The organism is Bariatricus sp. HCP28S3_A4, assembly GCF_052066395.1.
GTDB lineage: Bacteria > Bacillota > Clostridia > Lachnospirales > Lachnospiraceae > Allocoprococcus.
The window spans coordinates 12,258-35,306 of the sequence record NZ_JBQHSE010000030.1 but is presented as its reverse complement, the minus strand read 5'-3'; the positions used below and the strand labels follow the sequence as shown (position 1 = coordinate 35,306).

Below are 23,049 nucleotides of genomic sequence, written 5' to 3'. Positions count from 1 at the left end.
TAGCTTCTTGATTTAATTTTCTAACTCTATAACACTTTAAAAAGTTGCCTGCCTTAGACAGCTTATTCAAGTGCGCCAATTTATGGTCTTCCTCTACTTTCTTTCACACTAAATTTCCTTTACTGATATCATTCAAAACTTTATTTTCTCCAATCAGGATCATCATATCTCCTGCTTCCAGGCATTCCTGCGGCTGTATATTCACGGTCACCTGTTGATTACGGATGATTCCTACTACATTGATTCCGAATTTTTCTCTGACATTCAATTCAAGAAGACATTTACCGACCCACGCTTCCGGAAGCGGCGCTTCTACCATGCTGAAATCCGTTGAAAGTGAGATCCAGTCTGTGAAATTCTTGGTGGCGAGTGTTTTGGCAACTCTTCTTCCCATCTCCTGTTCCGGGAATACTACCTTGTCGGCGCCAAGCTTCTTCAAAATATCCGCATGAATATCACTCTGCGCCTTCGCCAACACATACGGTGCTCCAAGTTCTTTCGCCAGAAGCGTAGCCAGAATACTCACTTCCAGATTTTCGGAAATCGCAACGACCACACCGTCCAGATTCCTTGCTCCCAATGCTTTGATAAAATCTTTATCCTGAATATCTGCACAGACCGCATATGACACTTCATCTGCGATCTGCTGTACCTTGTCTTCCGAAGAATCTACAGCGACCACTTCACATCCAAGTTCTTCTAAAGTAATGGCCATACTGTATCCGAAACTTCCAAGTCCTAATACTGCAAACTGTTTTGTCATTTTCCCACTCCTTCTGCTGCCGTTTGGCATGTTTTTCTTATCCGATCAAAATCCCTTGAACCGGAAGCTGACGAATATGATTCTTCGATTTTCTTCCTGTCCCGAAAGCAAGTGCAAATGTAATTGGCCCAAGTCTTCCGATATACATCAGGACCATGATTACAAATTTACTTGCCGTACAGAGCTGTGACGTCAGATCAGCTGACAGACCGACCGTCCCTATCGCTGACGTAGTCTCATACATAATCCGGATGAAGTCCACATCTCCCTCAAATATTGTAAGCAGTGTCGTTCCTGCAAGCAGCGATACAAACGCAAGGATAACAACACAGATTCCCGTTCTGATATTGTCCGCCTGAATTCTTCTTCCAAAACATTCCACATCTTTCTTATTCTGAAGGACAGACACACAGCACAGGATCAGCATTGCAATCGTTGTCGTCTTCACTCCGCCTGCTGTTCCGCCTGGAGACCCTCCGATAAACATCAGTATGCAGGTCGTAAACATCGTTCCCTGCGTCAGTTCCCCCTGTGGTACAGTTGCAAAGCCTGCCGTTCTGGTTGACACCGAATGAAACAAAGAAGACATCAGTTTTTCTCCAAAACTCATATCTCCGATCGTCCCCGGATTATTGTATTCCAGGAGCAGAAAGGCCAGTGTGCCTGATACAATCAACACAGATGTCATGATCAGTACGATCTTGGAATGCAAACGGAGTTTTTTAAATAATCTTCTGAGTTCTAATTCTTTTTTCCATACTTTTTTCAGGTTCTGTCCAAGATCCTGCCATACCGTGAATCCAAGTCCACTAAGTACAACCAGCAAAATGGTCGTGAAATTCACCACTACACTATCCGCATACGGAATAAAACTGGAATCACCCAGAATATCGATACCGGCATTGCAGAATGCAGACACCGCATGAAAAACTGAATATCCAATCCCTTTCACAACACCAAATTCCGGCACAAACCGGAATGAATAAAGCAATGCTCCAATTCCTTCCAGACAGATGGTCCCTTTTAAGATTCTTAAGATCATGGCAACCATTCCGGATAAGGATTCCATGCTGTAGGCTTCCAGGATCACGACCCTCTCTTTCAGTGAAATACGTCTTTTCATGATAATAAAGAATGCTGTTACGCAGGCAATGATTCCCAGACCGCCGATCTGTATCAGAATCAACAGCACGATTTTCCCAAATAAAGTAAACTGTACTGCCGGAGTGACCGTTACAAGTCCGGTCACGCATACTGATGTAACCGCCGTGAAGAGTGCGTCGATCAATGAAATAGGCCGAGTATTGGAAATGGGCAGCCACAAAAGGATACCGCCCAATAAAATAATTCCCAGAAACCCGGTCGCAAGTAATTGCGTCGTCGTTAATCTGATTTTTTTTAATTTTTCCATATTACATCTTAAACCTGTATCCTACTCCCCAGATGGTCTCTATATACTGAGGATTGGAAGTATCGTATTCAATCTTCTCTCTGATTTTCTTGATATGAACTGTCACCGTTGCAATATCTCCAATGGATTCCATATCCCAGATCTCACTAAACAGTTCATCCTTTGTATAAACATGATTCGGATGACTTGCCAGAAATGTCAGCAAGTCAAATTCTTTTGTAGTAAACGGTTTTTCTTCGCCATTGATCCATACTCTTCGCGCTGTCGTATCAATCTTGAGACCTCGAATCTCAATCACTTTGTTTTCTTCAACCGCACTGCCGATCAGCCTTTCATACCGTGCAAGATGCGCTTTCACCCTCGCAACAAGTTCACTCGGGCTGAATGGCTTCGTCATGTAATCATCTGCTCCGAGACCAAGCCCTCGTATCTTGTCAATATCATCCTTTTTAGCGGAAACCATAATGATAGGTGTATTCTTTTCATCCCTGACTTTTCTGCAAATTTCGAATCCGTCTACTCCCGGCAGCATCAGATCCAGAATCAGCAAATTATAATCTTCATTCAATGCTTTGTCGAGACCGGTCACTCCGTCATTCGCAACTTCCACTTCGAACCCGCTCAATTCCAGATAATCCTTCTCAAGATCTGCAATTGCTTCTTCATCCTCAATAATCAGTATTCTGCTCATACGTTTGGTACCTCCTGGTATTTTCTGATCACAAAGTACATGACTGTGCCCGTTCCTTCACGGCTGGTTGCCCAGATCTTTCCTCCATGATCTTCAATAATCTTCTTAACGATCGAAAGACCGATTCCACTTCCACCCTTGGATGAATTCCGGGATGCATCCGTCCGGTAAAAGCGGTCAAATATATTCGGCAGATCTTTTGCTGCAATGCCCTTCCCGTTATCCTCCAGCTCCACCTGAATAAAGTCTCCAACATCCTTCACCCGGAGATTGATCAGTCCATGTTCACGCTCCATATACTTAAGCGAGTTACTGATAATATTATTGATAACCCTCTTAAGCTGCTCCGGATCAGCAATGATCTTCTGATCATCCTCCACATAGTTAAAATACCCGAACTCCACATTCTTGGAATCCAGTTCCATCGCAAGATCTTCCGCGCAGTCATCAAAATAAGCATTTACCGACAGCGGCGCAAAATTATACGGAATTCGATTCGTATCAATCTTCGCGTAGAGCGTCAGCTCATTGATAAGAAGATTCATCTCATTGGCTTTATTATATATGGTTCCGAGATATTTGTCCATCTTCTCCGGTGTATCCGCTACTCCATCTCTGATCCCTTCTACATACCCCTTGATCGCTGTAATCGGCGTCTTCAGATCATGTGAAATATTACTGATCAGTTCCTTACTCTCTTTGTCATACCGCAGCTTCTCTTCCGCATTATCCTTAAGGCGTATCCTCATCTCCTCGAATGCCTGCATAAGCTGCCCCAGCTCATCATCTTTCTCCGGTTTCAGTTCAAAATCAAGATTTCCCTCTTTGATATTCTTCGCAGCTTCCTGCAGTTTATTGATCGGACTGATGATTCCTCCATAAACCCAGAAAATCAGAATCACTGCTGTAAGTACAAGAATCATTATAACTGAGAACAAGGTATGCAGGATAAAACTCCTGACCTCCGGCATCTGCCCCAGAAACTCAAGCGAATTCGAAAAACTCTTATACTCTGTTCCACTGCTCCCATAATTCTTCACGATCACACCGATCTGATACTGTGCGATTCCCCATGTAAGAAGTGCTGTCAGTATAGTCGGAAGTGTAATAATCGTTACAAATGAAATCACAAGTCTCGTGCGTAACTTCATATTCAAATCTGTCCTTTCTGCACATTACTGAATATAGAATAGCACAAAAACGGGCGCTTCACATCAAAGCGCCCATAAATTTTTCTAAAAATTCTATAAATACTTCTTCAATTCTTCTGCCTTGTCCAGTTTTTCCCACGGAAGATCCAGGTCATTGCGTCCGAAATGTCCATATGCAGCTGTCTGCTTGTAGATCGGACGTCTGAGATCCAACATTTTGATAATGCCTGCCGGGCGAAGATCAAAGTTCTCACGGATGATCTCCACAAGTTTATTATCAGAAATCTTTCCTGTTCCAAAGGTATCGACCATAACCGAAGTTGGCTGAGCAACACCGATTGCATAGGAGAGCTGAATCTCACATTTTTTTGCAAGTCCTGCTGCCACAATATTCTTTGCAACATATCTTGCCGCATATGCTGCTGAACGGTCTACCTTCGTGCAGTCTTTCCCGGAAAATGCTCCGCCGCCATGGCGTGCCATTCCGCCGTAAGTGTCCACAATAATCTTACGTCCGGTCAGTCCGCTGTCCCCATGAGGACCTCCGATTACAAAACGTCCAGTCGGATTGATGAAAAACTTGGTATTCTCATCAACCATTTCTGCCGGAAGGATTTCGTCGAAAATGTATTTCTTCACATCTTCATGAATCTGTTCCTGACTCACCTCCGGGTCATGCTGTGTAGATAATACCACTGCGTCAAGACGTGCCGGTACTCCGTTCTCGTCATATTCCACGGTAACCTGTGTCTTACCATCCGGTCGAAGATACGGAAGCGTTCCATTCTTTCTTACTTCCGTCAGACGGAGTGCAAGCTTATGTGCCAAAGCGATAGGATATGGCATATATTCCTCTGTTTCATCGGACGCATACCCGAACATCATTCCCTGATCTCCTGCACCGATTGCTTCCAGTTCTTCATCTGACATTTTATTCTCTTTTGCTTCTAAGGCCTTGTCAACCCCAAGAGCAATATCCGCAGATTGCTCATCAATTGCAGTAATGACTCCGCAGGTATCTGCATCGAATCCATATTTTCCTCTGGTATATCCGATTTCTCTTACTGTATCGCGCACGATTTTCTGAATATCCACGTATGCATTTGTTGTGATCTCCCCCATGACCATAACAAGTCCTGTCGTCGTGCAGGTCTCGCATGCCACACGGCTCATCGGATCCTGCTCCATAAGTGCGTCCAGAATTGCATCTGAGATCTGGTCGCACATCTTATCCGGATGTCCTTCGGTTACTGATTCTGAAGTAAATAATACTCTTTCCATCTTCTTTTCCTTTCTTTTTCTGCCACTCTCTCTTATATGATTGTACACAAAATCGTATTCCTTTTTAAGGATTTGACATACCGGATCATCTATTCGAATCCAATGTGTCAAAAAAAATCAGTCCCAAAAGGACTGACCCGATATTTCATCATCAATCCTCTTATTGTTCGATTACTCGCTCAGGTTGGCACCTTCCATTGTTAAAATGGGGTTGCCGTGGCTTCACAGATCCTTTGTACCTCCACCACTCTGAATAAGAGAAAGCTTCTTTATTCTGTTCCGCTACACATCATATCACTTGTTGTTATATACGTCAATAGGGAACACAACATTTTTGCTGCTGTGCTCCCTACATTTTTTAATATCTGTATGCTTTTTTCAATATTCTCAGTACAATTAACATACTTTCAGTTTGAATTTCTGAATTTCCCGCTCTGTACTTACCTTCTCAATCTGTGCTCCGAGACTTCTAAGTTTTTCTTCAAACCGTTCATACCCTCTCTGGATATAAACAATATCATCCACAATCGTAATTCCATCTGCCGCAAGTCCGGCTATTACCAGTGCGGCTCCGGCTCTGAGGTCAGGTGCGCTGACTCTGGCTCCTGAAAATCCATTCACGCCTTCAATCGTCGCGGAATTGCCTTCAATCTTGACATTCGCGCCCATTCTTGCCAGCTCATCCAGATATTTAAAACGGTTTTCAAAAATACTTTCTGTAATCGTACTTGTCCCTTTGCAAAGAGCAAGTGTAACACCGATCTGCGGCTGCATATCTGTCGGGAATCCCGGATAAGGAAGTGTCTTAACCTGCGTATTGCGCAGAGCTCCTTTCGAAACCACGCGAACCGCGTCATCAAACTCTTCTACTTCACAGCCGATCTCAACCAACTTTGCGATCGTAGCTTCCAGATGTTTTGGAATGACATTTAACACAGTTACATCCCCGCGGGTCGCTGCTGCCGCGAACATAAATGTTCCCGCCTCAATCTGATCCGGAATGATGGAATACGTTGTAGAATGAAGCTTAGACACGCCACGGATCTTAATAACATCCGTTCCTGCCCCGCGAATATTCGCACCCATGCTGTTCAGGAAATTGGCAACATCAACAACATGCGGCTCCTTTGCCACATTTTCCATAATTGTAAGGCCATCTGCCATGGATGCAGCCATCATTACATTGATCGTAGCTCCGACACTGACCACGTCAAAATAGATGTGTTTTCCTCTCAGATGATCAGCCTCGGCAATGATCTTTCCGTGTTCAATGTCCACATATGCTCCGAGTGCTCTGAATCCTTTTAAATGCTGGTCGATCGGACGACTTCCGATATTACATCCACCCGGAAGAGCAACCTCCGCTCTTTTATATTTTCCAAGCAGAGCTCCGAGCAAATAGTAAGAAGCTCTGATCTTCTTAATATAGTCGTACTCGATGTCAAAATCGGTAATATGGCTCCCATTGATCTTAACTGTATGCCGGTCGATTCTCTGAACTCTGGCTCCAATCCCTTCAATGGCTTCCAATAATACATTGATATCATTTACATCCGGAAGATTATCGATCATTACAGTCTCATCCGTCATTATTGCCGCAGCTAAAATAGCGAGTGCTGCATTCTTTGCTCCACCAATTTCAACCTCGCCAACCAATGGATTGCCACCCTTAATTATATACTGTTCCATATTACACCTCTACAGACGTTTTCTTCCCTCTTAAATGTTGTTATCTATGTCACTTATCTATTATTATCTCAAAAACAAAAACCCTCATACTATTATAAATTTGCCACAACTGTGAAGAAATGTATGGGGATACTTTTGTACTTTTCATCTCTTTCTTGAATAGTATAGCACACTAATATAATTTTGTAAAATTTTTTCTATTGATATATGAACTGGATGTAACCACTTCGTAACATTTTCGAAACTTTTTCTACTATTTTTCCATGCTCTGCAGCTCATCAAGTACCTTTTCTATGGTTTCTTCCAGCTCTAATCCTTCTTCAGAAACGGTAATGTCAGCATACTTTTCAAAAAGGCTGATCCTTTCATCATATAGATCTTTGAGCGTCTGGCCGTTCCTGAGCGTTACACCGCGTTTTTTTGCATTCTTCAAGCGGGAATTAATAGTGTCAAACGACACCTGCAGGTAAACAATAATTCCATTTTCTTTAAAGTGGCGCATAGCTTCTTCACAATAGACAACACTCCCTCCGGGAGAAATGACTGCATGTTCCACCTCGATATCTCTGTTTACCTGATTTTCAATCTTCAGGAAATTATCAATTCCTTCCTGTTCAATAATCTCCCTCAACAGCCTTTGTTCCTGTTTCTGTATCAGCAAATCAGTGTCTATGAATTCATAACCAAGCCGCTTCGCCACAACGACTCCTACTGTACTTTTGCCTACTGCGGGCATTCCGATAAAAACAATATTTTTCATATGTACCTCCGCATTTTTTCTAATCACATAGCCTCCTGATTTTGCCGCTCAGCTATTATAGCACATACCTCTGTATTTTATCAATCTTTTTCTATAATAGTTTGGAATGGCATCTTATTTACCAGTAGCGCCTTCTTTGCTGCTCTCTATGCCTGTTTCTTCTTCGCATCAGCTCATGAAATGTCAATAATTCTATGATATCCCTGATCCGGTCTGGTTTTCTGCGACTCCGGACCGGTCTTCTCACCTGCTCTTGTATCTGATTATCCTCCAGAGAGAATTCCTTGATTTTCTCTTGTTCCATTACTTTTTCATAAACTCTGCTACAGATTAAACGGAGTTGAAGTTTATCCGGATATTCATCAAAAATCATACTTCCTTCATAATCCAACCGATCGCATTCTTCCTCAACATAAGGGATAATCTGCTTTGCAAGTTCCGGATACATGCTTCTCAGGTATTCATAATCACGATCTGCTTCCTTTTCATCATCAAACAGAAACGGCATCGGATATGTCATATAATAAGGCATCTTTATGTCCATCTCAGGCACTTCCATTTCATCAGAATATACTTTATTATATGTGAATCGTGTCAGATGGTGCTTTGCTTTCTATTTGAGATTCAATTTGGCAAATGCATCTGCAAATGCGTTGTTGACCGGTTCTTCCTTCTGCTTTTTCAGATATTTCTGCACATCTTTTTTGCTGACACCGGCGCCTTCTTTTTTACGCCTTTCCTGGAATGCTGTCAGTTTTTCTTTGTGCCCGCAAACACATACAAAAATCTGACTTTCACCTTTTCCGCGGAGCTGCATTTTCTTATGACATACAGGACAGCGAGCATTTGTCGTCTTTGCAACCGTCTCGCGATATCCGCATTCTCTGTCCTGACAAACCAGCATCTCACTGTTTTTGCCTTTTACTGCCAGCATACGTTTTCCGCATCTGGGGCATTTTGTATTTGTCAAGTTATCATGACGGAAAGTTCCCTCACCACATTTGATCTCATCCAGAATTTCTTGCGTATATCCTTCAATCTCTTTCATAAATGTCTGTTTCTTCATCTGTCCTTTTGCAATACGTGACAGTTTCATTTCCCAATCAGCTGTAAGTTCCGGCTTTTTCAGTTCTTCCGGAACCAATTCCAAAAGCTGTTTTGCCTTGGATGTGAGATAAATATCTTTCCCTCGTTTTTCCAGAAGAAAACTTCCGAATAATTTTTCAATGATATCTGCTCTTGTGGCAACCGTTCCGAGTCCGCCTGTCTCTCCCAGAGTCTGCGCCATTTTCTTGTCGTGGGATTCCATAAAAGCGATCGGATTCTCCATAGCGGAAAGCAGAGTTGCCTCGTTGAATGGAGCCGGCGGCTTTGTCTTTCCTTCTGTCATAGAAATATACAGTTCCGGCAAACGATCTCCTTCTTCTATCTCCGGCAAAGTCTGATCTTTTAAGCTTCGATCCTCTTCATTTTCCGTTTCGTCCTCCGTCGTCTGAAGATCTCCATACACTTCCTTCCATCCTTGACTCTTTATTATTTTGCCGGACGCAACAAAATGCTCTCCTGCAATTTCTACAGTTACCTGAGTCTGTTCATATTGAAACGGAGGAAAGAACACTGCCATAAACCTTCTTACTACCAGATCATATATTTTCCATTCCTCATTTGTCATATGACTTAACTGTGCCGATTGCTCAGTCGGAATAATGGCATGATGATCCGATACCTTTGCGTCATTTACAAACGCAGGTTTTCCCGGCAGAGTCTGTTTGGATGCCATGAGAGCCATTTTCCGATAAGGGCCTGTCTGACATGCTGCCAGCCTGTCTTTCAGAGTCGGTATAATATCGCTGCTCAGATAGCGTGAATCTGTTCTCGGATAAGTAAGCACCTTATGATTTTCGTATAATCGCTGCATAATATTCAGTGTTTCCTTGGCAGAAAAACCATATTTTTTATTTGCATCTCGCTGAAGCTCTGTAAGGTCATACAATAGCGGAGCCGGTGTTTTCTTCGGTGTCTTTTTAATCGCAGTCACTACAGCTTCTTCCCCTCTAAGCTGCGACACCAGTTTCTCCATTCGCTCTTTATCAAATGACCGGTAACTTTTTGATTTTTGATCCTGCCATGTTAATGTCAGTCCGCCCGTTTTTGCCGTCATTCCATAGAATGGAACCGGCTTAAATTCCTTAATCTGTGCTTCTCTTTTTGCAATCATAGCCAGTGTCGGTGTCTGAACACGACCACAGGAAAGCTGTGCATTATATTTACAGGTTAACGCACGCGTAGCATTAATTCCGACCAGCCAGTCAGCTTCTGCCCGGCACATTGCCGCATCATACAGCGAATCATAGTCATGCCCATTTTTCAGATGCGCAAATCCGTCAGAAATCGCTTTGTCTGTAACAGAGGATATCCACAGACGTTTAATCGGTTTCTTACTCCCCGCTTTTTCAAGGATCAGACGGGCCACCAGTTCTCCCTCTCTCCCTGCATCTGTAGCGATAATAATTTCCTCTACATCTTTTCGGTGAATCTGGTTCTTGACTGCTGAAAATTGTTTTCCGGTCTGTCCGATTACTTCTAATTTAAAGGGATTGGGCATCATAGGAAGATGTTCCATCTTCCATTCTTTATATTTCACATTATAATCTTCCGGATCTGCCAGCGTTACCAGGTGTCCCAACCCCCAGGTTATAATATACCTATTTCCTTCAATTGCTCCATTCAGCTTTTTACTGCACTTTAATACCCGTGCAATATCACGGGCTACAGACGGTTTCTCGGCAATAACCAACGATTTCATCCTATTCCTCCGTTCCATCTATCTAACTTTTCAATTTATTTTTATCATCTTATAATAACATGATTGTATAACGATATCCAATAAAGTAAAATAAATATTATATAAACTCTTTATCTCATTTTACTGAAAGGAATTTACATATGAAAGAACAATTATACACTATTCCCTTAATGGATGCATTTCGTGCAAATGATGAATGCCCGTTTTGTTTCATTGAAAGAGACCTCGAACAACATGCCCTCGATTTTGTTCTTGGGTCAGGCGCATCCTATATGCGCGATGATATTCGCGCTGCAACCGATCAAGCCGGTTTTTGTCGTGAACACTATCAAAAAATGTTTTCTTATGGGAACAGGCTTGGCAGTGCTTTAATTCTGGAAACTCATTTGAAAAAGCTCACCGGTGAACTAAAAAAGGAAATGAAGAACTATTCCTCTTCCGCCAAACCAAATCTGGCTGATCGTTTCCGCAAAAACACTTCCGCAGTCAGCGGAAGCAATAACGTCAGCATATGGATCCAAAAGCAGAATCATTCTTGTTATATCTGTGACTATATGCATCAGACTCATGACCGCTATCTGGCAACTTTTTTTGAACTTTTTAAAAAGGGGGAACCTGAATTCATGGAGCTTGTAAAGAGCAGCAAAGGGTTTTGTCTTACACATTTTGCGGAACTGCTGGACGCTTCCTCGCTTTACTTAAATGATAAAAAGCAGGAAGAACTGCGTTCGATTCTCTTCCCTCAGATGGAAAAGAATCTGGAACGTATACAGGAGGATATCGACTGGTTCCAAAAGAAATTTGATTATCGTTTTCAAGATGCTGACTGGAAAAATTCCAGAGATTCCGTACAACGTGCCATGCAAAAAATCGGGAGCGGTTATCCTGCAGATCCTCCGTATCAGGCTAAATAATCGTAAAACAAAAGGGAGCCAAAAGCTCCCTTTTATTCTTATTAATCCACCGTATTGATTCGTGCAATTGCACGTTTCAGTGCCGCTTCTGCACGAAGCATATCTGTTCCTTCCTGTTTTGCAGTAAGCCGATCTTCCGCGCGTTTCTTTGCCGCTTTTGCACGGGCTACATCAATATCATCCGGCCACTGGGCATCTTCAGCAAGTACGGTAATCTTATCTTTCAGGATTTCTACAAATCCTCCAAGAATTGCTGCTTTCTTCACTTCCCCTTCATTGTGAATTTTCATCACACACGGTTCCAGAATGGTCGTAAGCGGTATATGCTGAGCATAGATACCGAGCTCTCCTTCTGTGCTTGTGAATTCCAGGAATTCAGCTTCGCCTTCTGTGAACACTCTGTCCGGAGAAATGATACTCAGTTTAAACTTTTCTGCCATAGGACGTCCCTCCTATTTCACACGGGCAAGCACGTCATCAATATTACCTGCATTCAGGAAATATCCTTCCGGAATATCATCATGCTTTCCTTCCAGAATTTCCTTGAAGCCCTGAATCGTCTCGCTGATCGGAACATAACGTCCCTCCAGGCCGGTGAACTGCGTAGCTACATGGAACGGCTGGGACAGGAATCTCTGAATCTTACGAGCACGAGATACAACCAGCTTATCTTCTTCTGAAAGCTCATCCATACCAAGAATTGCGATAATATCCTGCAGTTCTTTGTATTTCTGAAGAATCTCCTGTACACCACGGGCAACTTTATAGTGTTCCTCGCCAACAATATGCGGGTCGAGAATACGGGATGTAGACTCCAGCGGGTCTACAGCCGGATAAATACCAAGTTCTACGATAGCACGTGAAAGTACGGTCGTCGCATCCAGATGGGCAAATGTTGTAGCCGGAGCCGGGTCAGTCAAGTCATCGGCCGGTACATATACAGCCTGTACGGATGTGATAGAACCACTCTTTGTTGAAGTAATACGCTCCTGAAGAGCCCCCATCTCTGTCTGCAGTGTCGGCTGGTAACCTACGGCTGAAGGCATACGTCCAAGCAACGCAGATACCTCAGAACCTGCCTGTGTGAAACGGAAAATATTGTCGATGAAAAGAAGTACGTCCTTTCCACCTTTATCACGGAAGTATTCAGCAAGAGTCAGTCCGGTAAGACCTACTCTCATACGCGCTCCAGGCGGTTCGTTCATCTGTCCGAATACCATGGCCGTTTTCTTAATAACTCCGGATTCTGTCATTTCACCATATAAGTCATTTCCCTCACGGGTACGTTCACCTACACCTGTAAATACAGAATAGCCACCATGTTCTGTTGCAATATTTGTAATAAGTTCCTGGATAAGTACCGTTTTTCCTACTCCGGCACCTCCAAACAGACCGATCTTTCCACCCTTCTGATATGGGCAAAGAAGGTCAACGACTTTGATACCGGTCTCCAGCATCTCGGTCTCTGTTGCCTGTTCTTCAAAACTTGGAGCTTTTCTGTGAATCGGCATATACTCTACATCTTCCGGTGCAGGCTTTTCGTCGATTGGCTTACCAAGTACGTTGAAGATACGGCCAAGTGTTGCTTCGCCAACTGGTACGGAAATCGGTCCTCCGGTTGCAACGGCATCCATACCGCGAACCAGACCGTCCGTTGAATCCATGGCAATACATCTTACTGTGTCGTCACCCAGATGCTGTGCAACTTCTACCACAAGGATTCTTCCGTCTTTTCTCGTAATTTCAACCGCTTCGTTGATTTCCGGTAATTTTCCTTCTGAAAACTTGAGGTCAAGTACGGCACCGACAACCTGGGTGATCTTCCCTATATTCTTATCTGCCATTTTTTCCTCCTTACTTACAAGGCCCTTGCTTGATTACTAACCGATTGCTTCCGCACCGGCAATAATCTCCGTAAGTTCCTGAGTAATAGCACCCTGACGTGCTCTGTTATATTTCAATTCCAAATCATTAATCATTTCTTCTGCATTGCTTGTAGCAGAATCCATTGCCTGCATACGGGCACCATTTTCACTTGCAACCGCTTCTATAAAAGCGCCATACAGAATGCTGCTGATATACTTTGGAACAAGAAGCCGGACAGCTTCCTCTTCCTCCGGTTCGAAATTCATCGGAGTAATCTTGTCCACTGCATTTGCTTCCTCTTCCCCTTCCTCTGCCTCCTGTGCTTCAACCGGAAGCACTTTCATCAGAGTCGGTATATGGCTGACCGTATTTTTAAAGAAAGTATAGGCAAGGTAAATCTCTCCGATCTCGCCCTTGGCAAAATCGTCAAGAAGTCGGGTTGCAACTACTTTCGCATCATCATAAACCGGTTCTTCAATGATCTCCGAATAATCGGCAACCACTTCGTACCCTCTGTGCTTCAGCAGTTCCAGTCCCTTTCCTCCGACCGCATAAATGCGAACGTCCTCTTTCTTAAAATCACTGCCGGTAATCAGTCTTACGATATTTGAATTGTACCCTCCGGCAAGACCTCGGTTAGAAGTAACTACAACGATCGCTTTTTTCTCGCAACCATTTGATTTTACATACGGATGATCGAGATTGCCTGCTTTGGCAAGCAATGAGGTCATTGTCTGGTACATACAATTAAAATATGCTTTCGAATCCTCGGCACGGCTTCTTGCTTTCTGTAATTTAGCGGTAGAAACAAGCTTCATGGCTTTTGTAATCTGCTGCGTACTCTGGATACTGGTCCGACGCCGCTTGATATCTCTCATAGATGCCATGATCTGTCACCTCTTCCTAGAATTCTTTTTTAAATTCGCTGATTGCCTTCTTCAGTGTCTCTTCTACTTCCTCAGTCATAACTTTCTTTGTTCTGATAGATTCTGGAATTTCCGGATATTTTGTGTCAATATATTCAAATAATCCCTTTTCAAAACGAAGAACATCCTCAACCGGGATATCAAGAATCAGCTTCTTAACAGCAGCGTAAATGATAATAATCTGGTATTCAACCGGCATCGGCTGATACTGTGGCTGCTTCAGAATTTCACGAACACGCTCGCCCTGTGCAAGACGTTCTGCCGTATCAGCGTCAAGATCAGAACCGAACTGGGCGAAAGATGCCAGCTCACGATACTGAGCAAGGTCTGTACGGATCGTACCTGCAATCTTCTTCATAGCCTTGATCTGTGCGGAACCACCAACTCGTGATACAGAAAGACCCGCGTTGATAGCCGGACGGAAACCGGCATTGAAAGCTTCTGTTTCCAGATAGATCTGACCATCTGTAATTGAAATTACGTTGGTCGGAATGTAAGCTGATACGTCACCTGCCTGAGTCTCGATGATCGGAAGTGCAGTAAGAGAACCTCCGCCAAGTTCATCAGAAAGACGCGCAGCTCTTTCCAGAAGTCTTGAATGCAGATAGAAAACGTCTCCAGGATAAGCCTCACGTCCTGGCGGACGACGAAGCAGCAAGGAAAGTGTACGGTATGCAGTTGCATGTTTGGACAAGTCATCATAAACGATCAGAACGTCTTCGCCCTTCTCCATCCATTCTTCACCCATTGCACATCCTGAATATGGTGCAATGTACTGCAGAGGTGCCAGTTCACTTGCTGTCGCAGCTACTACGGTGGTGTAATCCATAGCGCCATAGCTCTCCAGTGTCTTTACAATGTTAGCAACGGTAGAAGCCTTCTGTCCGATTGCTACATAGATACATTTTACTCCCTGCCCTTTCTGATTGATAATCGTATCAATCGCAATGGCAGTCTTACCGGTCTGTCTGTCACCGATGATAAGCTCACGCTGTCCACGTCCGATCGGAATCATGGAGTCGATCGCTTTGATACCGGTCTGCAGAGGGGTATCTACTGATTTACGGGTAATAACACCCGGTGCTACTCGTTCGATCTGACGGTAATTCTCCGCCTGAATCGGTCCTTTGCCATCAATTGGCTGTCCAAGTGCATTTACTACACGACCCAGCATGCAGTCGCCTACCGGAACCTCAACAACTCGTCCGGTCGTCTTAACGGTATCCCCTTCATTAATGTTCTTGTGATCTCCCAGAAGAACGGCACCAACGTTGTCTTCCTCCAGGTTCAGCACCATACCATATACTTCAGAAGGGAACTCCAGAAGTTCTCCCTGCATCGCATTTTCAAGGCCGTGGACACGCGCAATACCATCCGCTACCTGAATAACGGTTCCCACGTCAGAAACATTAAGCTCAGACGCGTATCTCTGAATCTGTTCTTTAATCACAGAACTAATCTCTTCTGGTCTTAAGTTCATGGAGCGAATCCACCTTCTTTCTCTAAATTTTCAAGGATAAATCAAACCTGTATCTTTCTCAGGCTCTTTGACAGCTCGTACAGCTTTGTCTTGATACTTGAATCCACAACACGGTCACCGATACAAATAACCATTCCGCCGATCAATGATGCATCAACCGCATAATTCATTTCAAATGATTCATATCTTGTTGTTTCAAGCAGCCGTCTGACTATCTCATCCTTCTGCCCATCTGTCAGCTCTACCGCTGTTGTCACATAGGCAATTCCGATTTTCTTTTCTTCTTTTACCAGTCCGATAAAATAATCGAACACGGATTCAATGTTACTGTAACGCCCTTTGGCAATCATCAGTTTCATCAATTCCACGATCTCATCGGAAATCCGACCGCGGAAGACGGTTTCAATGACATTTTCCTTATCCTCACGTATGACTTTCGGATTCTCCATCATCTTCTGGAGTTCTTCGTTTGCCTGAAGAAGCTTCTGAAGTTCCAAAACCTCCTCATACATATCATCCATACGTCCGGCTTCACGGGCAGCTTCAAACAGGGCGTCGCCGTAAACCTTTGATACTAACTTAGCCATGTCTGTTCACCCATTTCTTTTAATGTCTCATCAATCAGACTATCCTGAACACTAGTGTCAATGGAAGCTGCAACAACCTTTCCAGCCATCATAGACGCGATCGAGATCATCTCCTGCTTCATATCATCCAGAGCACGTTTCTTCTCCAGTTCAATTTCAACATTCGCGCGTTCAATAATGCGAGCCGCCTCTTCCTTCGCCTCAGCGATGATCTTTGCTTCGTTTTTCATCGCTTTCTTGCGGGCTTCACTCAGGATTTCTTGAGCTTCTTTATCGACTTCTTTTAATTTCTGCTCATATTCTTCTTTATATACGATAGCTTCTTCTTTTTCTTTCTTTGCAGTTTCCTGCTCCGCTGCAACTCTCTTCCGACGATCTTCCAGAACCTTACGAACCGGATCGAATAACAGATAAGAGAGTAATGTGAACAGTACAAACATACTGCAGGCCATTACGGCTGCATCAAAAAGAAGCTGCGCATCCAAGTTAAATAAACGCTCCAAAGCCTGGCCTCCTTTCTCTTATTTTTTCAAGGCATAACCACTCTTTTTACAGTTTTCCAAGCAGTGGGTTAGCGAATAAGAGAATCAATGCGATAACCAGACCATAAAGACCGGTTGTCTCTGCTACGGCCTGTCCTAAAAGCATGGTAGATGTTACGTCAGATTTTGCTCCCGGATTACGTCCTACTGCTGATGCACCATGTCCGGCAGCGATACCCTGTCCAACTCCAGGTCCGATACCTGCGATCATCGCAAGACCTGCTCCAATTGCTGAACACGCTAAAATTAAACCTTCATTAGAAATATTCATAATAATCTTCCTCCTGTTTTCTTTTTGTCTTAATCTCTTTCTGGATTTGAATTTTTTTCAGCATCTGCTAATCGGGTACCTTGTCTTTAATAAATACCATTGTCAGCATTGCAAACACGTATGCCTGAATACAACCTGAGAACAGGTCAAAGTATACGTGTAAAATTCCCGGCCAGCCCCATGTAATCTTATATAACAGTCCATATAAGAGTCCCATGATAACCGTTCCGGAAAGCACGTTACCAAACAAACGCAGTGAAAGCGAAATCGGCACTGCGATCTCACCGATCAGATTAATCGGGAACAAGAGTGGCAACGGTTGGAACAAACTCGTAAATGCTCCGGCTTTGTTGTACTTGATATTGTTGTACTGAATCAAAGTAAAACTGATAAGACCAAGCGGCAATGTAACGCCATAATCTGCCGTTGGCGGCCTGAGTCCTAAAAGTCCGGAAATATTCGATACGATCAGGAACAGGAACAGCACTCCAATGTAATTCCGGTACTTTGTTCCCAGTTCCTTGCCCATGCTGCCGTATGTCATATTGTCGAGCATTTCAACAATAAACTCCGCAACATTCTGTAACGCTCCCGGCTTGCCTTCCGCATTACTTAGCTTAGAACGGACAACCAGCGCAAATATCAGCATTAACGCAATAACGATCAAGATACTGACATGGGTGGTGGTTAGCCAAAGCTCTTGTCCAAACAGTTCGAACTTGACGAGACCGTGGATTTGGAAATCCGGTTCTTTCGCCGCCAGTATCCCTAAGCTATTCCCCACATTTTTAACCTCCTTTACTTAAGATTTTTTAAGCTTTTGAAAAAGTTTGTGCATAATCGGCTGCGAATATGCTGCAACTTTTAATCCCATTACTCCTGCAATAAGCGTTAATATATTAACAAGGTTAAAGTATGTGACTCCTATAAACAGAATGATCACTGCAATATACCTTTTCGCATACGCTTTCTGCATGTACTTTGAGGCGCCCTTCTCGTCAAGATACAATGCCTCATCCAAAGACTGCTTCATATGGATTGCCATCCCGATTCCGGTCGCGACTCCGATCCAGAGCCCTGCCGCCATCCTCAGATGATCTCCCGGTATAAACAGACAGATAATCTGTGCTATAATTCCGTATATGACCATGGTCATGATCATGTCTTTCAACACTCTCTCATCTGATCTCTCCATACCCGTTCCCTTCTTCCTGCCAATCCTACTCTTTTCTGTCTTCCGGATCTTCATTTGCATGCCTGACTAAATAATATGCATTTCTTCCCCCCGCCAGCACACCAACAATAATTAATGGGATAAAAACCGGAAAAGATATTCTCTCCTCCAGCCATGCTCCGAGAAACGTGCACAACAAAATAGGGACCAGTATACTTATACCCACCTGTGAAATTAAGGCTAAAGTACGGAACACACTTTGTTTATAATTCATACCGATTCCCCACTTTCTGAAATTTCTCTGTATCCTATTATATCTGTTTTCGTGTCCGATGTCTAGCAATTTAATTCTAAAGCTTAATTTTTTTTATACATTTTTTAAAAAATGTTGTCCGAAACAAGGGATGTATTTTGGTAAAATCATAGAAAGATAGCAAATAATTGTTCTTTTTTGCGTACATAATAAAACTTGCATTTTTTCTGTCTTACATTTAAAATAAAATCAGATTTTTTTGAAAAGAGGTTGCATATGAATTCAATTAATGACTGTTATACGTTAAACAACGGTACATCACTCCCCTGCTTCGGCTTCGGAACTTACAATGAGAAAGACGGAGACAATCTGGAAATCATCCGCACTGCCATCCGAACCGGATACCGTTTCTTTGACACGGCCTCCATCTATGAGACAGAAAGAGTGCTCGGTCAGGCTATCAAAGAAAGTGGTATTCCACGTGAAGAATTTTTTATTGAAAGCAAATTATGGATCGATGAAATGGGCTATGAAAATGCCAAAAGGGCATTTGAAGCAACGCTGGATCGTCTTCAGATGGATTATCTGGATCTTTACCTGATCCATTGGCCACGCCAGACCGGCGACGAAAATGAAAACTGGAAAGAATTGGACCTGGAAACCTGGCGGGCGCTGGAAGATCTGCATGCAGAGGGTAAAATCAGGAGTCTTGGGTGCAGCAATTTCCTTCCGCATCACCTGGACAATCTACTTTCCGGATGCAAAATAAAACCGGTGGTCGACCAGTTGGAACTTCATCCCGGGTATTCTCAGGAAGCAGCCGTCAGCTACTTACTCGCCCACGATATCCGTCCGATGGCTTGGAGCCCGCTCGGACGAGGCCGCGAAAATGCTTTAGCCGGGAATGCACTTCTTGCGAAGCTCGCTAAAAAATATCAAAAAAGTATTCCTCAGATCAACCTCCGTTTTCTTCTTCAAAAAGGAATCATTCCGATTCCAAAAGCTTCTACCGAAGCACATATGAAGAGTAATATGGATATCTTTGATTTTTCTATTTCCGAAGAAGATATGTGGATCATGACCTGTATGCCTCAGACCACATGGCTGGGTGAACATCCTGATTTCTACATTCCGACTCGCAAAAGTAATCCTGAGCAGTAAGGATAAGATTTTTCAACACATTAAAACAGTCGGGGAACAGACAAGTTCTTATCTGTTTCCCGACTGTTATTTTACGATGCAAAACCTTTCTTCTTATACATCCCATTCCAGTCTGTGAAGATGTCCCTCTGTATTCATCCCCGCAAATCCGTTCTGTCTCAACGCCTCATACAATACAATCGCGACAGAATTTCCCAGATTCAATGAACGAATGTCTCCTACCATCGGGATCCGTATCGAATCCTCTTTATGATGAATCAGAATCTCCTCAGGAATTCCGGCGCTTTCTTTTCCGAACATAATGTAGCAGTCAGGCTCATAATGCACGTCCGTATATAAATTCGGAGATTTCGTGGTCGCCATGTAAATCTTCACTCCCGGATTCCTCTCCATAAAATCCTGGTAATCGATATATGTGGTAACATCCAGATCCTTCCAGTAATCCATTCCCGCACGCTTCAGGCTTTTCTCATCCAACCTAAAGCCAAGTGGTTCTATCAGATGCAGCCTGGTGTTCGTCGCAACACAGGTGCGGCCAATATTGCCTGTATTCGCAGGTATCTCCGGTTCAAACAATACAATATTCAGCATCCCAGTTCTCCTCTGTCATAAAAGTTAGACTTCTTTTATTTTCTGTGTACGTAGCCTTGTAATAAACCGTTCCAGACGTCCAAGCGCTTCTTTCAGATCTTCCAGAGAATATGCATAAGAAATTCTCACGAATCCTTCTCCGCTGGCTCCGAAAGCGGTGCCCGGAACGACCGCCACCTTCTCCTCTTCAAGGAATCTTGTGGCGAATTCTTCCGAAGTCATTCCAAATTCCTTGATACTTGGGAAAATATAAAAAGCACCGTATGGTTCAAAACATTCCAATCCCATTCTTCTCAATTCATGAACCAGAAAACGTCTTCTCTGATTATAAGCTTCGCGCATCTTAGCCACTTCTCCGCGGCAGTTTCTGAGCGCTTCCACTGCTGCATACTGACTGTTTGTCGGTGCGCACATAATTGCATACTGATGAATCTTTGTCATTTGTGCAATGATTTCTGCCGGTCCGCAGGCATACCCCAATCTCCATCCGGTCATGGCAAACCCCTTTGAAAAGCCGTTAACCAGAATCGTTCTTTCTTTCATTCCCGGAAAACTTGCAATGGAAACATGATCTCCCATATAACTTAATTCAGAGTAGATTTCATCCGAGAGCACAAACAGATCATGCTTGATCACCACATCCATAATCGGCTTCAGATCCTCGGAAGTCATAATTGCTCCCGTGGGATTATTCGGGAACGGCATGACCAGAATCTTGCTCTTCGGTGTAATCGCCGCTTCCAGTTCTTCTGCCGTCAGTTTAAACTGATTCTCGTTCTTCAGGGGAATTACAACCGGCACTCCGTCTGCCATAAATGCACACGGAAGATAGGACACATAACTCGGCTGCGGTATCAACACTTCATCTCCCGGATCCAGCATAGCACGAAACATCATATCAATCGCTTCACTGCCTCCTACAGTCACGAGGACTTCGTGATAAGGATCATATTCTACATTTACCCTGTCTTTCAGATAATTTGCAATCTCGATCTTCAGTTCCTTAAGCCCTGCATTCGATGTATAAAATGTACGTCCTCTTTCCAACGAATAGATTCCTTCTTCACGGATTCTCCATGGCGTATCAAAATCCGGTTCTCCAACGCCCAGTGAAATCGCATCCTTCATTTCATTTACAATATCAAAAAACTTACGAATCCCTGATGGTTCTAATTGTACTACTTTCTGTGATAATGGATTTCTCATTACGGTGTCACCAACATCCTTTCTTCCTTCTTCTGCGGTACCATGATGGTTCCATGGTCTTTATATTTCTTCAAGATAAAATATGTAGATGTTCCAATAATTGATTCGATCGGCGCCAGTTTCTCAGACACAAACTGAGATACCCCTTTCAATGTCCATCCTTCCAGAATGACCATCAGATCATAACCGCCTGAAATCAGGTACACAGCAGTCACTTCCGGAAAATTGTAAATTCTCTCAGCAATTTTATCAAAGCCCTGATCTCTCTGCGGGGTCACTCTTACTTCGATCAATGCCGTAATCATATCTGAACCTGCTTTATCCCAGTCAATAATCGTATGATATCCACAAATGATCTTTTCCTTCTCCATAGCGGCAATCTCATTTGCTACCGTTACTTCATCCGTTCCCAGCATAATAGCAAGTTCGCCAAGGTTCGCTTTGCTATTACGCTCAATATAATTCAGAATTGCTCTTCTTGTTTCTTTATTTTCCATGATTCTATCCTCCAGAATATCCGATAACGGGTCATGTCGATCCCGTCTAAATTAAAATCTTCGTCAATTCATCCGGTGCAGGGCGATCAATATACCGTATTTCTCCCTGGTTCAGGATGATTCTTTCACGGCCCGCCGTCGTATGTCCGATCACGGCTGCCGCCATTCCTTCCCTTGTAAGCGTATCTGCCAACTCTTCCCCTTTCGGCGTAATTACCAGGATACTTCCCGTACTGGTAAGCTGATAAGGATTGAGATGAAAATATTCACACACTTCGATTGTTTCCTGTTTTACGGGAATCCTCCTCATGTCTACAGAAAGACCGATATCCGCTCCTTCTGCCAGTTCCCAGAGTGCCGCAAGGATTCCACCGTCTCCAATCTGATGCATGGCAGATACGCCTATGGCATCAGCAGCTTTCATTTCTTTGAGCGAAATGAGCTCTTTTTCATAAGACGCAGTCTGTTTCAAAAACGCAGATGGAAAATGCTTAGCAAGACTTTCCTGTCTGGCCTTTAATATTCTTAACGTTCCCTCCAGACCGATCCACTTGATCTGCACAATATCCTGCCCTGCAGGCGCCTTGCAGCTCTGCAGTATTCTCTTTGTCGTTCCCACTGCCGTCACGTTCACGATCGTCGTCTTTATTCCAGGAACATTCTGTACGTCTGCCGCAAGAATCTCTATGCCATATTCTTTTGCAGCTTCCGAAGATGTCTGCATCATCGCTTTCAGTCTGGATTCATACGCAAATTCAGGCAACATGATCTGAATGCTGACTCCTTTCGGTGATGCTCCTCTTGTCGCAAGCGCATTACATACCTGTGCTATGGCAAACACACACAAATCTTTTTCATTGCCATAGAGAGAAACGCCAGATGAAAGAATCATCTCACCCGGATCAGCCTTAATCCCATAACAGCACTCCTCCTTAGCCGGCGGAAAAAATGCCGCATGTACGTCTGTATTCAATTGTTTCAAGACGGACCGTCTGTATACGGTCTGCGATATCTTTCCCGGTTTCATCC

25 protein-coding genes and 1 riboswitch are annotated in these 23,049 nt (G+C 43.5%); of the genes, 2 read left to right on the top strand and 23 right to left on the bottom strand.

The window, feature by feature from the left end:
- Positions 1 to 103: 103 nt before the first annotated feature.
- The 9 genes from ACTNBF_RS13470 to ACTNBF_RS13430 all read right to left on the bottom strand — a co-directional run bounded on the left by ACTNBF_RS13470 (position 104) and on the right by ACTNBF_RS13430 (position 10,552).
- On the bottom strand, positions 104 to 763 hold the full coding sequence (locus tag ACTNBF_RS13470; protein ID WP_427806124.1) for a potassium channel family protein: 660 nt from the start codon (positions 761 to 763) through the stop codon (positions 104 to 106).
- 37 nt (positions 764 to 800) lie between these two features.
- On the bottom strand, positions 801 to 2,174 hold the full coding sequence (locus ACTNBF_RS13465; protein WP_441017496.1) for a TrkH family potassium uptake protein: 1,374 nt from the start codon (positions 2,172 to 2,174) through the stop codon (positions 801 to 803).
- Position 2,175: 1 nt separating this feature from the next.
- Positions 2,176 to 2,865, bottom strand: coding sequence for a response regulator transcription factor (locus ACTNBF_RS13460; protein WP_427806126.1), 690 nt, complete (start codon positions 2,863 to 2,865; stop codon positions 2,176 to 2,178).
- Entirely contained in the window at positions 2,862 to 4,016 is a 1,155-nt protein-coding gene (locus ACTNBF_RS13455; protein WP_427820450.1) for a sensor histidine kinase, read from the bottom strand. Before ACTNBF_RS13455 ends, ACTNBF_RS13460 begins: the two co-directional genes overlap by 4 nt.
- A gap of 93 nt (positions 4,017 to 4,109) precedes the next feature.
- The gene (gene metK, locus ACTNBF_RS13450; protein ID WP_427806128.1) at positions 4,110 to 5,297 is read right to left on the bottom strand and encodes a methionine adenosyltransferase; all 1,188 of its coding nucleotides are present in this window, start codon (positions 5,295 to 5,297) and stop codon (positions 4,110 to 4,112) included.
- Between the two features lie 157 nt (positions 5,298 to 5,454).
- Positions 5,455 to 5,557, bottom strand: a riboswitch (SAM riboswitch).
- A 136-nt stretch (positions 5,558 to 5,693) separates the two neighbouring features.
- Positions 5,694 to 6,986, bottom strand: a complete 1,293-nt coding sequence (locus ACTNBF_RS13445) for a UDP-N-acetylglucosamine 1-carboxyvinyltransferase (RefSeq protein ID WP_441017493.1) — start codon at positions 6,984 to 6,986, stop codon at positions 5,694 to 5,696.
- A gap of 253 nt (positions 6,987 to 7,239) precedes the next feature.
- Entirely contained in the window at positions 7,240 to 7,746 is a 507-nt protein-coding gene (locus ACTNBF_RS13440; RefSeq protein WP_441017490.1) for a shikimate kinase, read from the bottom strand.
- Between the two features lie 118 nt (positions 7,747 to 7,864).
- Positions 7,865 to 8,290 (bottom strand): hypothetical protein, encoded by a 426-nt coding sequence (locus tag ACTNBF_RS13435; protein ID WP_427806130.1) that lies wholly within the window; start codon positions 8,288 to 8,290, stop codon positions 7,865 to 7,867.
- 69 nt (positions 8,291 to 8,359) lie between these two features.
- A complete protein-coding gene (locus ACTNBF_RS13430) occupies positions 8,360 to 10,552 on the bottom strand; it encodes a DNA topoisomerase III (protein WP_441017487.1) in 2,193 nt (730 codons plus the stop codon).
- 140 nt (positions 10,553 to 10,692) lie between these two features.
- On the opposite strand from ACTNBF_RS13430, the gene ACTNBF_RS13425 reads away from it, so the two are divergent.
- Positions 10,693 to 11,466, top strand: a complete 774-nt coding sequence (locus tag ACTNBF_RS13425) for a DUF6062 family protein (RefSeq protein WP_427806132.1) — start codon at positions 10,693 to 10,695, stop codon at positions 11,464 to 11,466.
- Between the two features lie 41 nt (positions 11,467 to 11,507).
- Here the strand turns inward: ACTNBF_RS13425 and atpC are convergent, their stop codons facing one another.
- The 10 genes from atpC to ACTNBF_RS13375 all read right to left on the bottom strand — a co-directional run bounded on the left by atpC (position 11,508) and on the right by ACTNBF_RS13375 (position 18,586).
- Entirely contained in the window at positions 11,508 to 11,906 is a 399-nt protein-coding gene (gene atpC / locus ACTNBF_RS13420) for an ATP synthase F1 subunit epsilon (RefSeq protein ID WP_427806133.1), read from the bottom strand.
- A gap of 12 nt (positions 11,907 to 11,918) precedes the next feature.
- Positions 11,919 to 13,310, bottom strand: a complete 1,392-nt coding sequence (gene atpD, locus ACTNBF_RS13415) for a F0F1 ATP synthase subunit beta (RefSeq protein WP_427806134.1) — start codon at positions 13,308 to 13,310, stop codon at positions 11,919 to 11,921.
- A 36-nt stretch (positions 13,311 to 13,346) separates the two neighbouring features.
- Positions 13,347 to 14,219 carry an ATP synthase F1 subunit gamma gene (atpG, locus tag ACTNBF_RS13410; RefSeq protein WP_427806135.1) on the bottom strand — a complete coding sequence of 291 codons (873 nt, stop codon included), beginning with the start codon at positions 14,217 to 14,219 and terminating at the stop codon, positions 13,347 to 13,349.
- Between the two features lie 16 nt (positions 14,220 to 14,235).
- Entirely contained in the window at positions 14,236 to 15,738 is a 1,503-nt protein-coding gene (gene atpA / locus ACTNBF_RS13405; RefSeq protein ID WP_427806136.1) for a F0F1 ATP synthase subunit alpha, read from the bottom strand.
- A gap of 41 nt (positions 15,739 to 15,779) precedes the next feature.
- Complete coding sequence (atpH, locus tag ACTNBF_RS13400) at positions 15,780 to 16,325, bottom strand: ATP synthase F1 subunit delta (RefSeq protein WP_441089448.1); 546 nt, start codon at positions 16,323 to 16,325, stop codon at positions 15,780 to 15,782.
- Positions 16,313 to 16,828: a F0F1 ATP synthase subunit B gene (gene atpF, locus ACTNBF_RS13395; RefSeq protein ID WP_427820454.1), complete on the bottom strand. Its 516-nt coding sequence runs from the start codon at positions 16,826 to 16,828 to the stop codon at positions 16,313 to 16,315. Before atpF ends, atpH begins: the two co-directional genes overlap by 13 nt.
- A 46-nt stretch (positions 16,829 to 16,874) precedes the next feature.
- The gene (gene atpE / locus ACTNBF_RS13390; protein ID WP_427806139.1) at positions 16,875 to 17,138 is read right to left on the bottom strand and encodes an ATP synthase F0 subunit C; all 264 of its coding nucleotides are present in this window, start codon (positions 17,136 to 17,138) and stop codon (positions 16,875 to 16,877) included.
- Between the two features lie 67 nt (positions 17,139 to 17,205).
- Complete coding sequence (gene atpB, locus ACTNBF_RS13385; protein WP_427806140.1) at positions 17,206 to 17,922, bottom strand: F0F1 ATP synthase subunit A; 717 nt, start codon at positions 17,920 to 17,922, stop codon at positions 17,206 to 17,208.
- A gap of 18 nt (positions 17,923 to 17,940) precedes the next feature.
- On the bottom strand, positions 17,941 to 18,333 hold the full coding sequence (locus ACTNBF_RS13380; protein ID WP_427806141.1) for an ATP synthase subunit I: 393 nt from the start codon (positions 18,331 to 18,333) through the stop codon (positions 17,941 to 17,943).
- Between the two features lie 25 nt (positions 18,334 to 18,358).
- Positions 18,359 to 18,586 carry an AtpZ/AtpI family protein gene (locus ACTNBF_RS13375; RefSeq protein WP_427806142.1) on the bottom strand — a complete coding sequence of 76 codons (228 nt, stop codon included), beginning with the start codon at positions 18,584 to 18,586 and terminating at the stop codon, positions 18,359 to 18,361.
- Between the two features lie 255 nt (positions 18,587 to 18,841).
- Between ACTNBF_RS13375 and ACTNBF_RS13370 the strand changes: the two genes are divergently transcribed.
- Positions 18,842 to 19,726, top strand: coding sequence for an aldo/keto reductase (locus tag ACTNBF_RS13370; RefSeq protein ID WP_427806143.1), 885 nt, complete (start codon positions 18,842 to 18,844; stop codon positions 19,724 to 19,726).
- A 93-nt stretch (positions 19,727 to 19,819) separates the two neighbouring features.
- Here ACTNBF_RS13370 and ACTNBF_RS13365 read toward each other — a convergent pair whose 3' ends face one another.
- From ACTNBF_RS13365 to ACTNBF_RS13350, 4 genes are read right to left on the bottom strand one after another with little or no spacing between them, the layout of a single operon-like run.
- The gene (locus tag ACTNBF_RS13365) at positions 19,820 to 20,317 is read right to left on the bottom strand and encodes a tRNA (cytidine(34)-2'-O)-methyltransferase (protein WP_427820456.1); all 498 of its coding nucleotides are present in this window, start codon (positions 20,315 to 20,317) and stop codon (positions 19,820 to 19,822) included.
- Between the two features lie 24 nt (positions 20,318 to 20,341).
- Positions 20,342 to 21,523 carry an aminotransferase class I/II-fold pyridoxal phosphate-dependent enzyme gene (locus tag ACTNBF_RS13360; RefSeq protein WP_427806145.1) on the bottom strand — a complete coding sequence of 394 codons (1,182 nt, stop codon included), beginning with the start codon at positions 21,521 to 21,523 and terminating at the stop codon, positions 20,342 to 20,344.
- On the bottom strand, positions 21,523 to 22,020 hold the full coding sequence (locus ACTNBF_RS13355) for an Lrp/AsnC family transcriptional regulator (RefSeq protein ID WP_427806146.1): 498 nt from the start codon (positions 22,018 to 22,020) through the stop codon (positions 21,523 to 21,525). The genes ACTNBF_RS13360 and ACTNBF_RS13355 overlap by 1 nt, the downstream gene beginning before the upstream one ends.
- A gap of 46 nt (positions 22,021 to 22,066) precedes the next feature.
- On the bottom strand, positions 22,067 to 23,047 hold the full coding sequence (locus tag ACTNBF_RS13350; RefSeq protein WP_427820457.1) for an AIR synthase-related protein: 981 nt from the start codon (positions 23,045 to 23,047) through the stop codon (positions 22,067 to 22,069).
- Positions 23,048 to 23,049: the final 2 nt, after the last annotated feature.

Bases quoted from the DNA above. Each gene is read 5' to 3' on its own strand.
- ACTNBF_RS13445 (WP_441017493.1), bottom strand. From the start codon at position 6,986: ATGGAACAGTATATAATTAAGGGTGGCAATCCATTGGTTGGCGAGGTT.
- atpD (WP_427806134.1), bottom strand. From the start codon at position 13,310: ATGGCAGATAAGAATATAGGGAAGATCACCCAGGTTGTCGGTGCCGTA.
- ACTNBF_RS13425 (WP_427806132.1), top strand. From the start codon at position 10,693: ATGAAAGAACAATTATACACTATTCCCTTAATGGATGCATTTCGTGCA.
- ACTNBF_RS13360 (WP_427806145.1), bottom strand. From the start codon at position 21,523: ATGAGAAATCCATTATCACAGAAAGTAGTACAATTAGAACCATCAGGG.
- ACTNBF_RS13440 (WP_441017490.1), bottom strand. From the start codon at position 7,746: ATGAAAAATATTGTTTTTATCGGAATGCCCGCAGTAGGCAAAAGTACA.
- atpG (WP_427806135.1), bottom strand. From the start codon at position 14,219: ATGGCATCTATGAGAGATATCAAGCGGCGTCGGACCAGTATCCAGAGT.
- ACTNBF_RS13470 (WP_427806124.1), bottom strand. From the start codon at position 763: ATGACAAAACAGTTTGCAGTATTAGGACTTGGAAGTTTCGGATACAGT.
- ACTNBF_RS13455 (WP_427820450.1), bottom strand. From the start codon at position 4,016: ATGAAGTTACGCACGAGACTTGTGATTTCATTTGTAACGATTATTACA.
- ACTNBF_RS13355 (WP_427806146.1), bottom strand. From the start codon at position 22,020: ATGGAAAATAAAGAAACAAGAAGAGCAATTCTGAATTATATTGAGCGT.
- ACTNBF_RS13465 (WP_441017496.1), bottom strand. From the start codon at position 2,174: ATGGAAAAATTAAAAAAAATCAGATTAACGACGACGCAATTACTTGCG.
- ACTNBF_RS13370 (WP_427806143.1), top strand. From the start codon at position 18,842: ATGAATTCAATTAATGACTGTTATACGTTAAACAACGGTACATCACTC.
- ACTNBF_RS13365 (WP_427820456.1), bottom strand. From the start codon at position 20,317: ATGCTGAATATTGTATTGTTTGAACCGGAGATACCTGCGAATACAGGC.
- atpH (WP_441089448.1), bottom strand. From the start codon at position 16,325: ATGGCTAAGTTAGTATCAAAGGTTTACGGCGACGCCCTGTTTGAAGCT.
- atpE (WP_427806139.1), bottom strand. From the start codon at position 17,138: ATGAATATTTCTAATGAAGGTTTAATTTTAGCGTGTTCAGCAATTGGA.
- atpA (WP_427806136.1), bottom strand. From the start codon at position 15,738: ATGAACTTAAGACCAGAAGAGATTAGTTCTGTGATTAAAGAACAGATT.
- ACTNBF_RS13435 (WP_427806130.1), bottom strand. From the start codon at position 8,290: ATGGACATAAAGATGCCTTATTATATGACATATCCGATGCCGTTTCTG.
- ACTNBF_RS13430 (WP_441017487.1), bottom strand. From the start codon at position 10,552: ATGAAATCGTTGGTTATTGCCGAGAAACCGTCTGTAGCCCGTGATATT.
- ACTNBF_RS13375 (WP_427806142.1), bottom strand. From the start codon at position 18,586: ATGAATTATAAACAAAGTGTGTTCCGTACTTTAGCCTTAATTTCACAG.
- ACTNBF_RS13350 (WP_427820457.1), bottom strand. From the start codon at position 23,047: ATGAAACCGGGAAAGATATCGCAGACCGTATACAGACGGTCCGTCTTG.
- ACTNBF_RS13380 (WP_427806141.1), bottom strand. From the start codon at position 18,333: ATGGAGAGATCAGATGAGAGAGTGTTGAAAGACATGATCATGACCATG.
- metK (WP_427806128.1), bottom strand. From the start codon at position 5,297: ATGGAAAGAGTATTATTTACTTCAGAATCAGTAACCGAAGGACATCCG.
- atpC (WP_427806133.1), bottom strand. From the start codon at position 11,906: ATGGCAGAAAAGTTTAAACTGAGTATCATTTCTCCGGACAGAGTGTTC.
- ACTNBF_RS13460 (WP_427806126.1), bottom strand. From the start codon at position 2,865: ATGAGCAGAATACTGATTATTGAGGATGAAGAAGCAATTGCAGATCTT.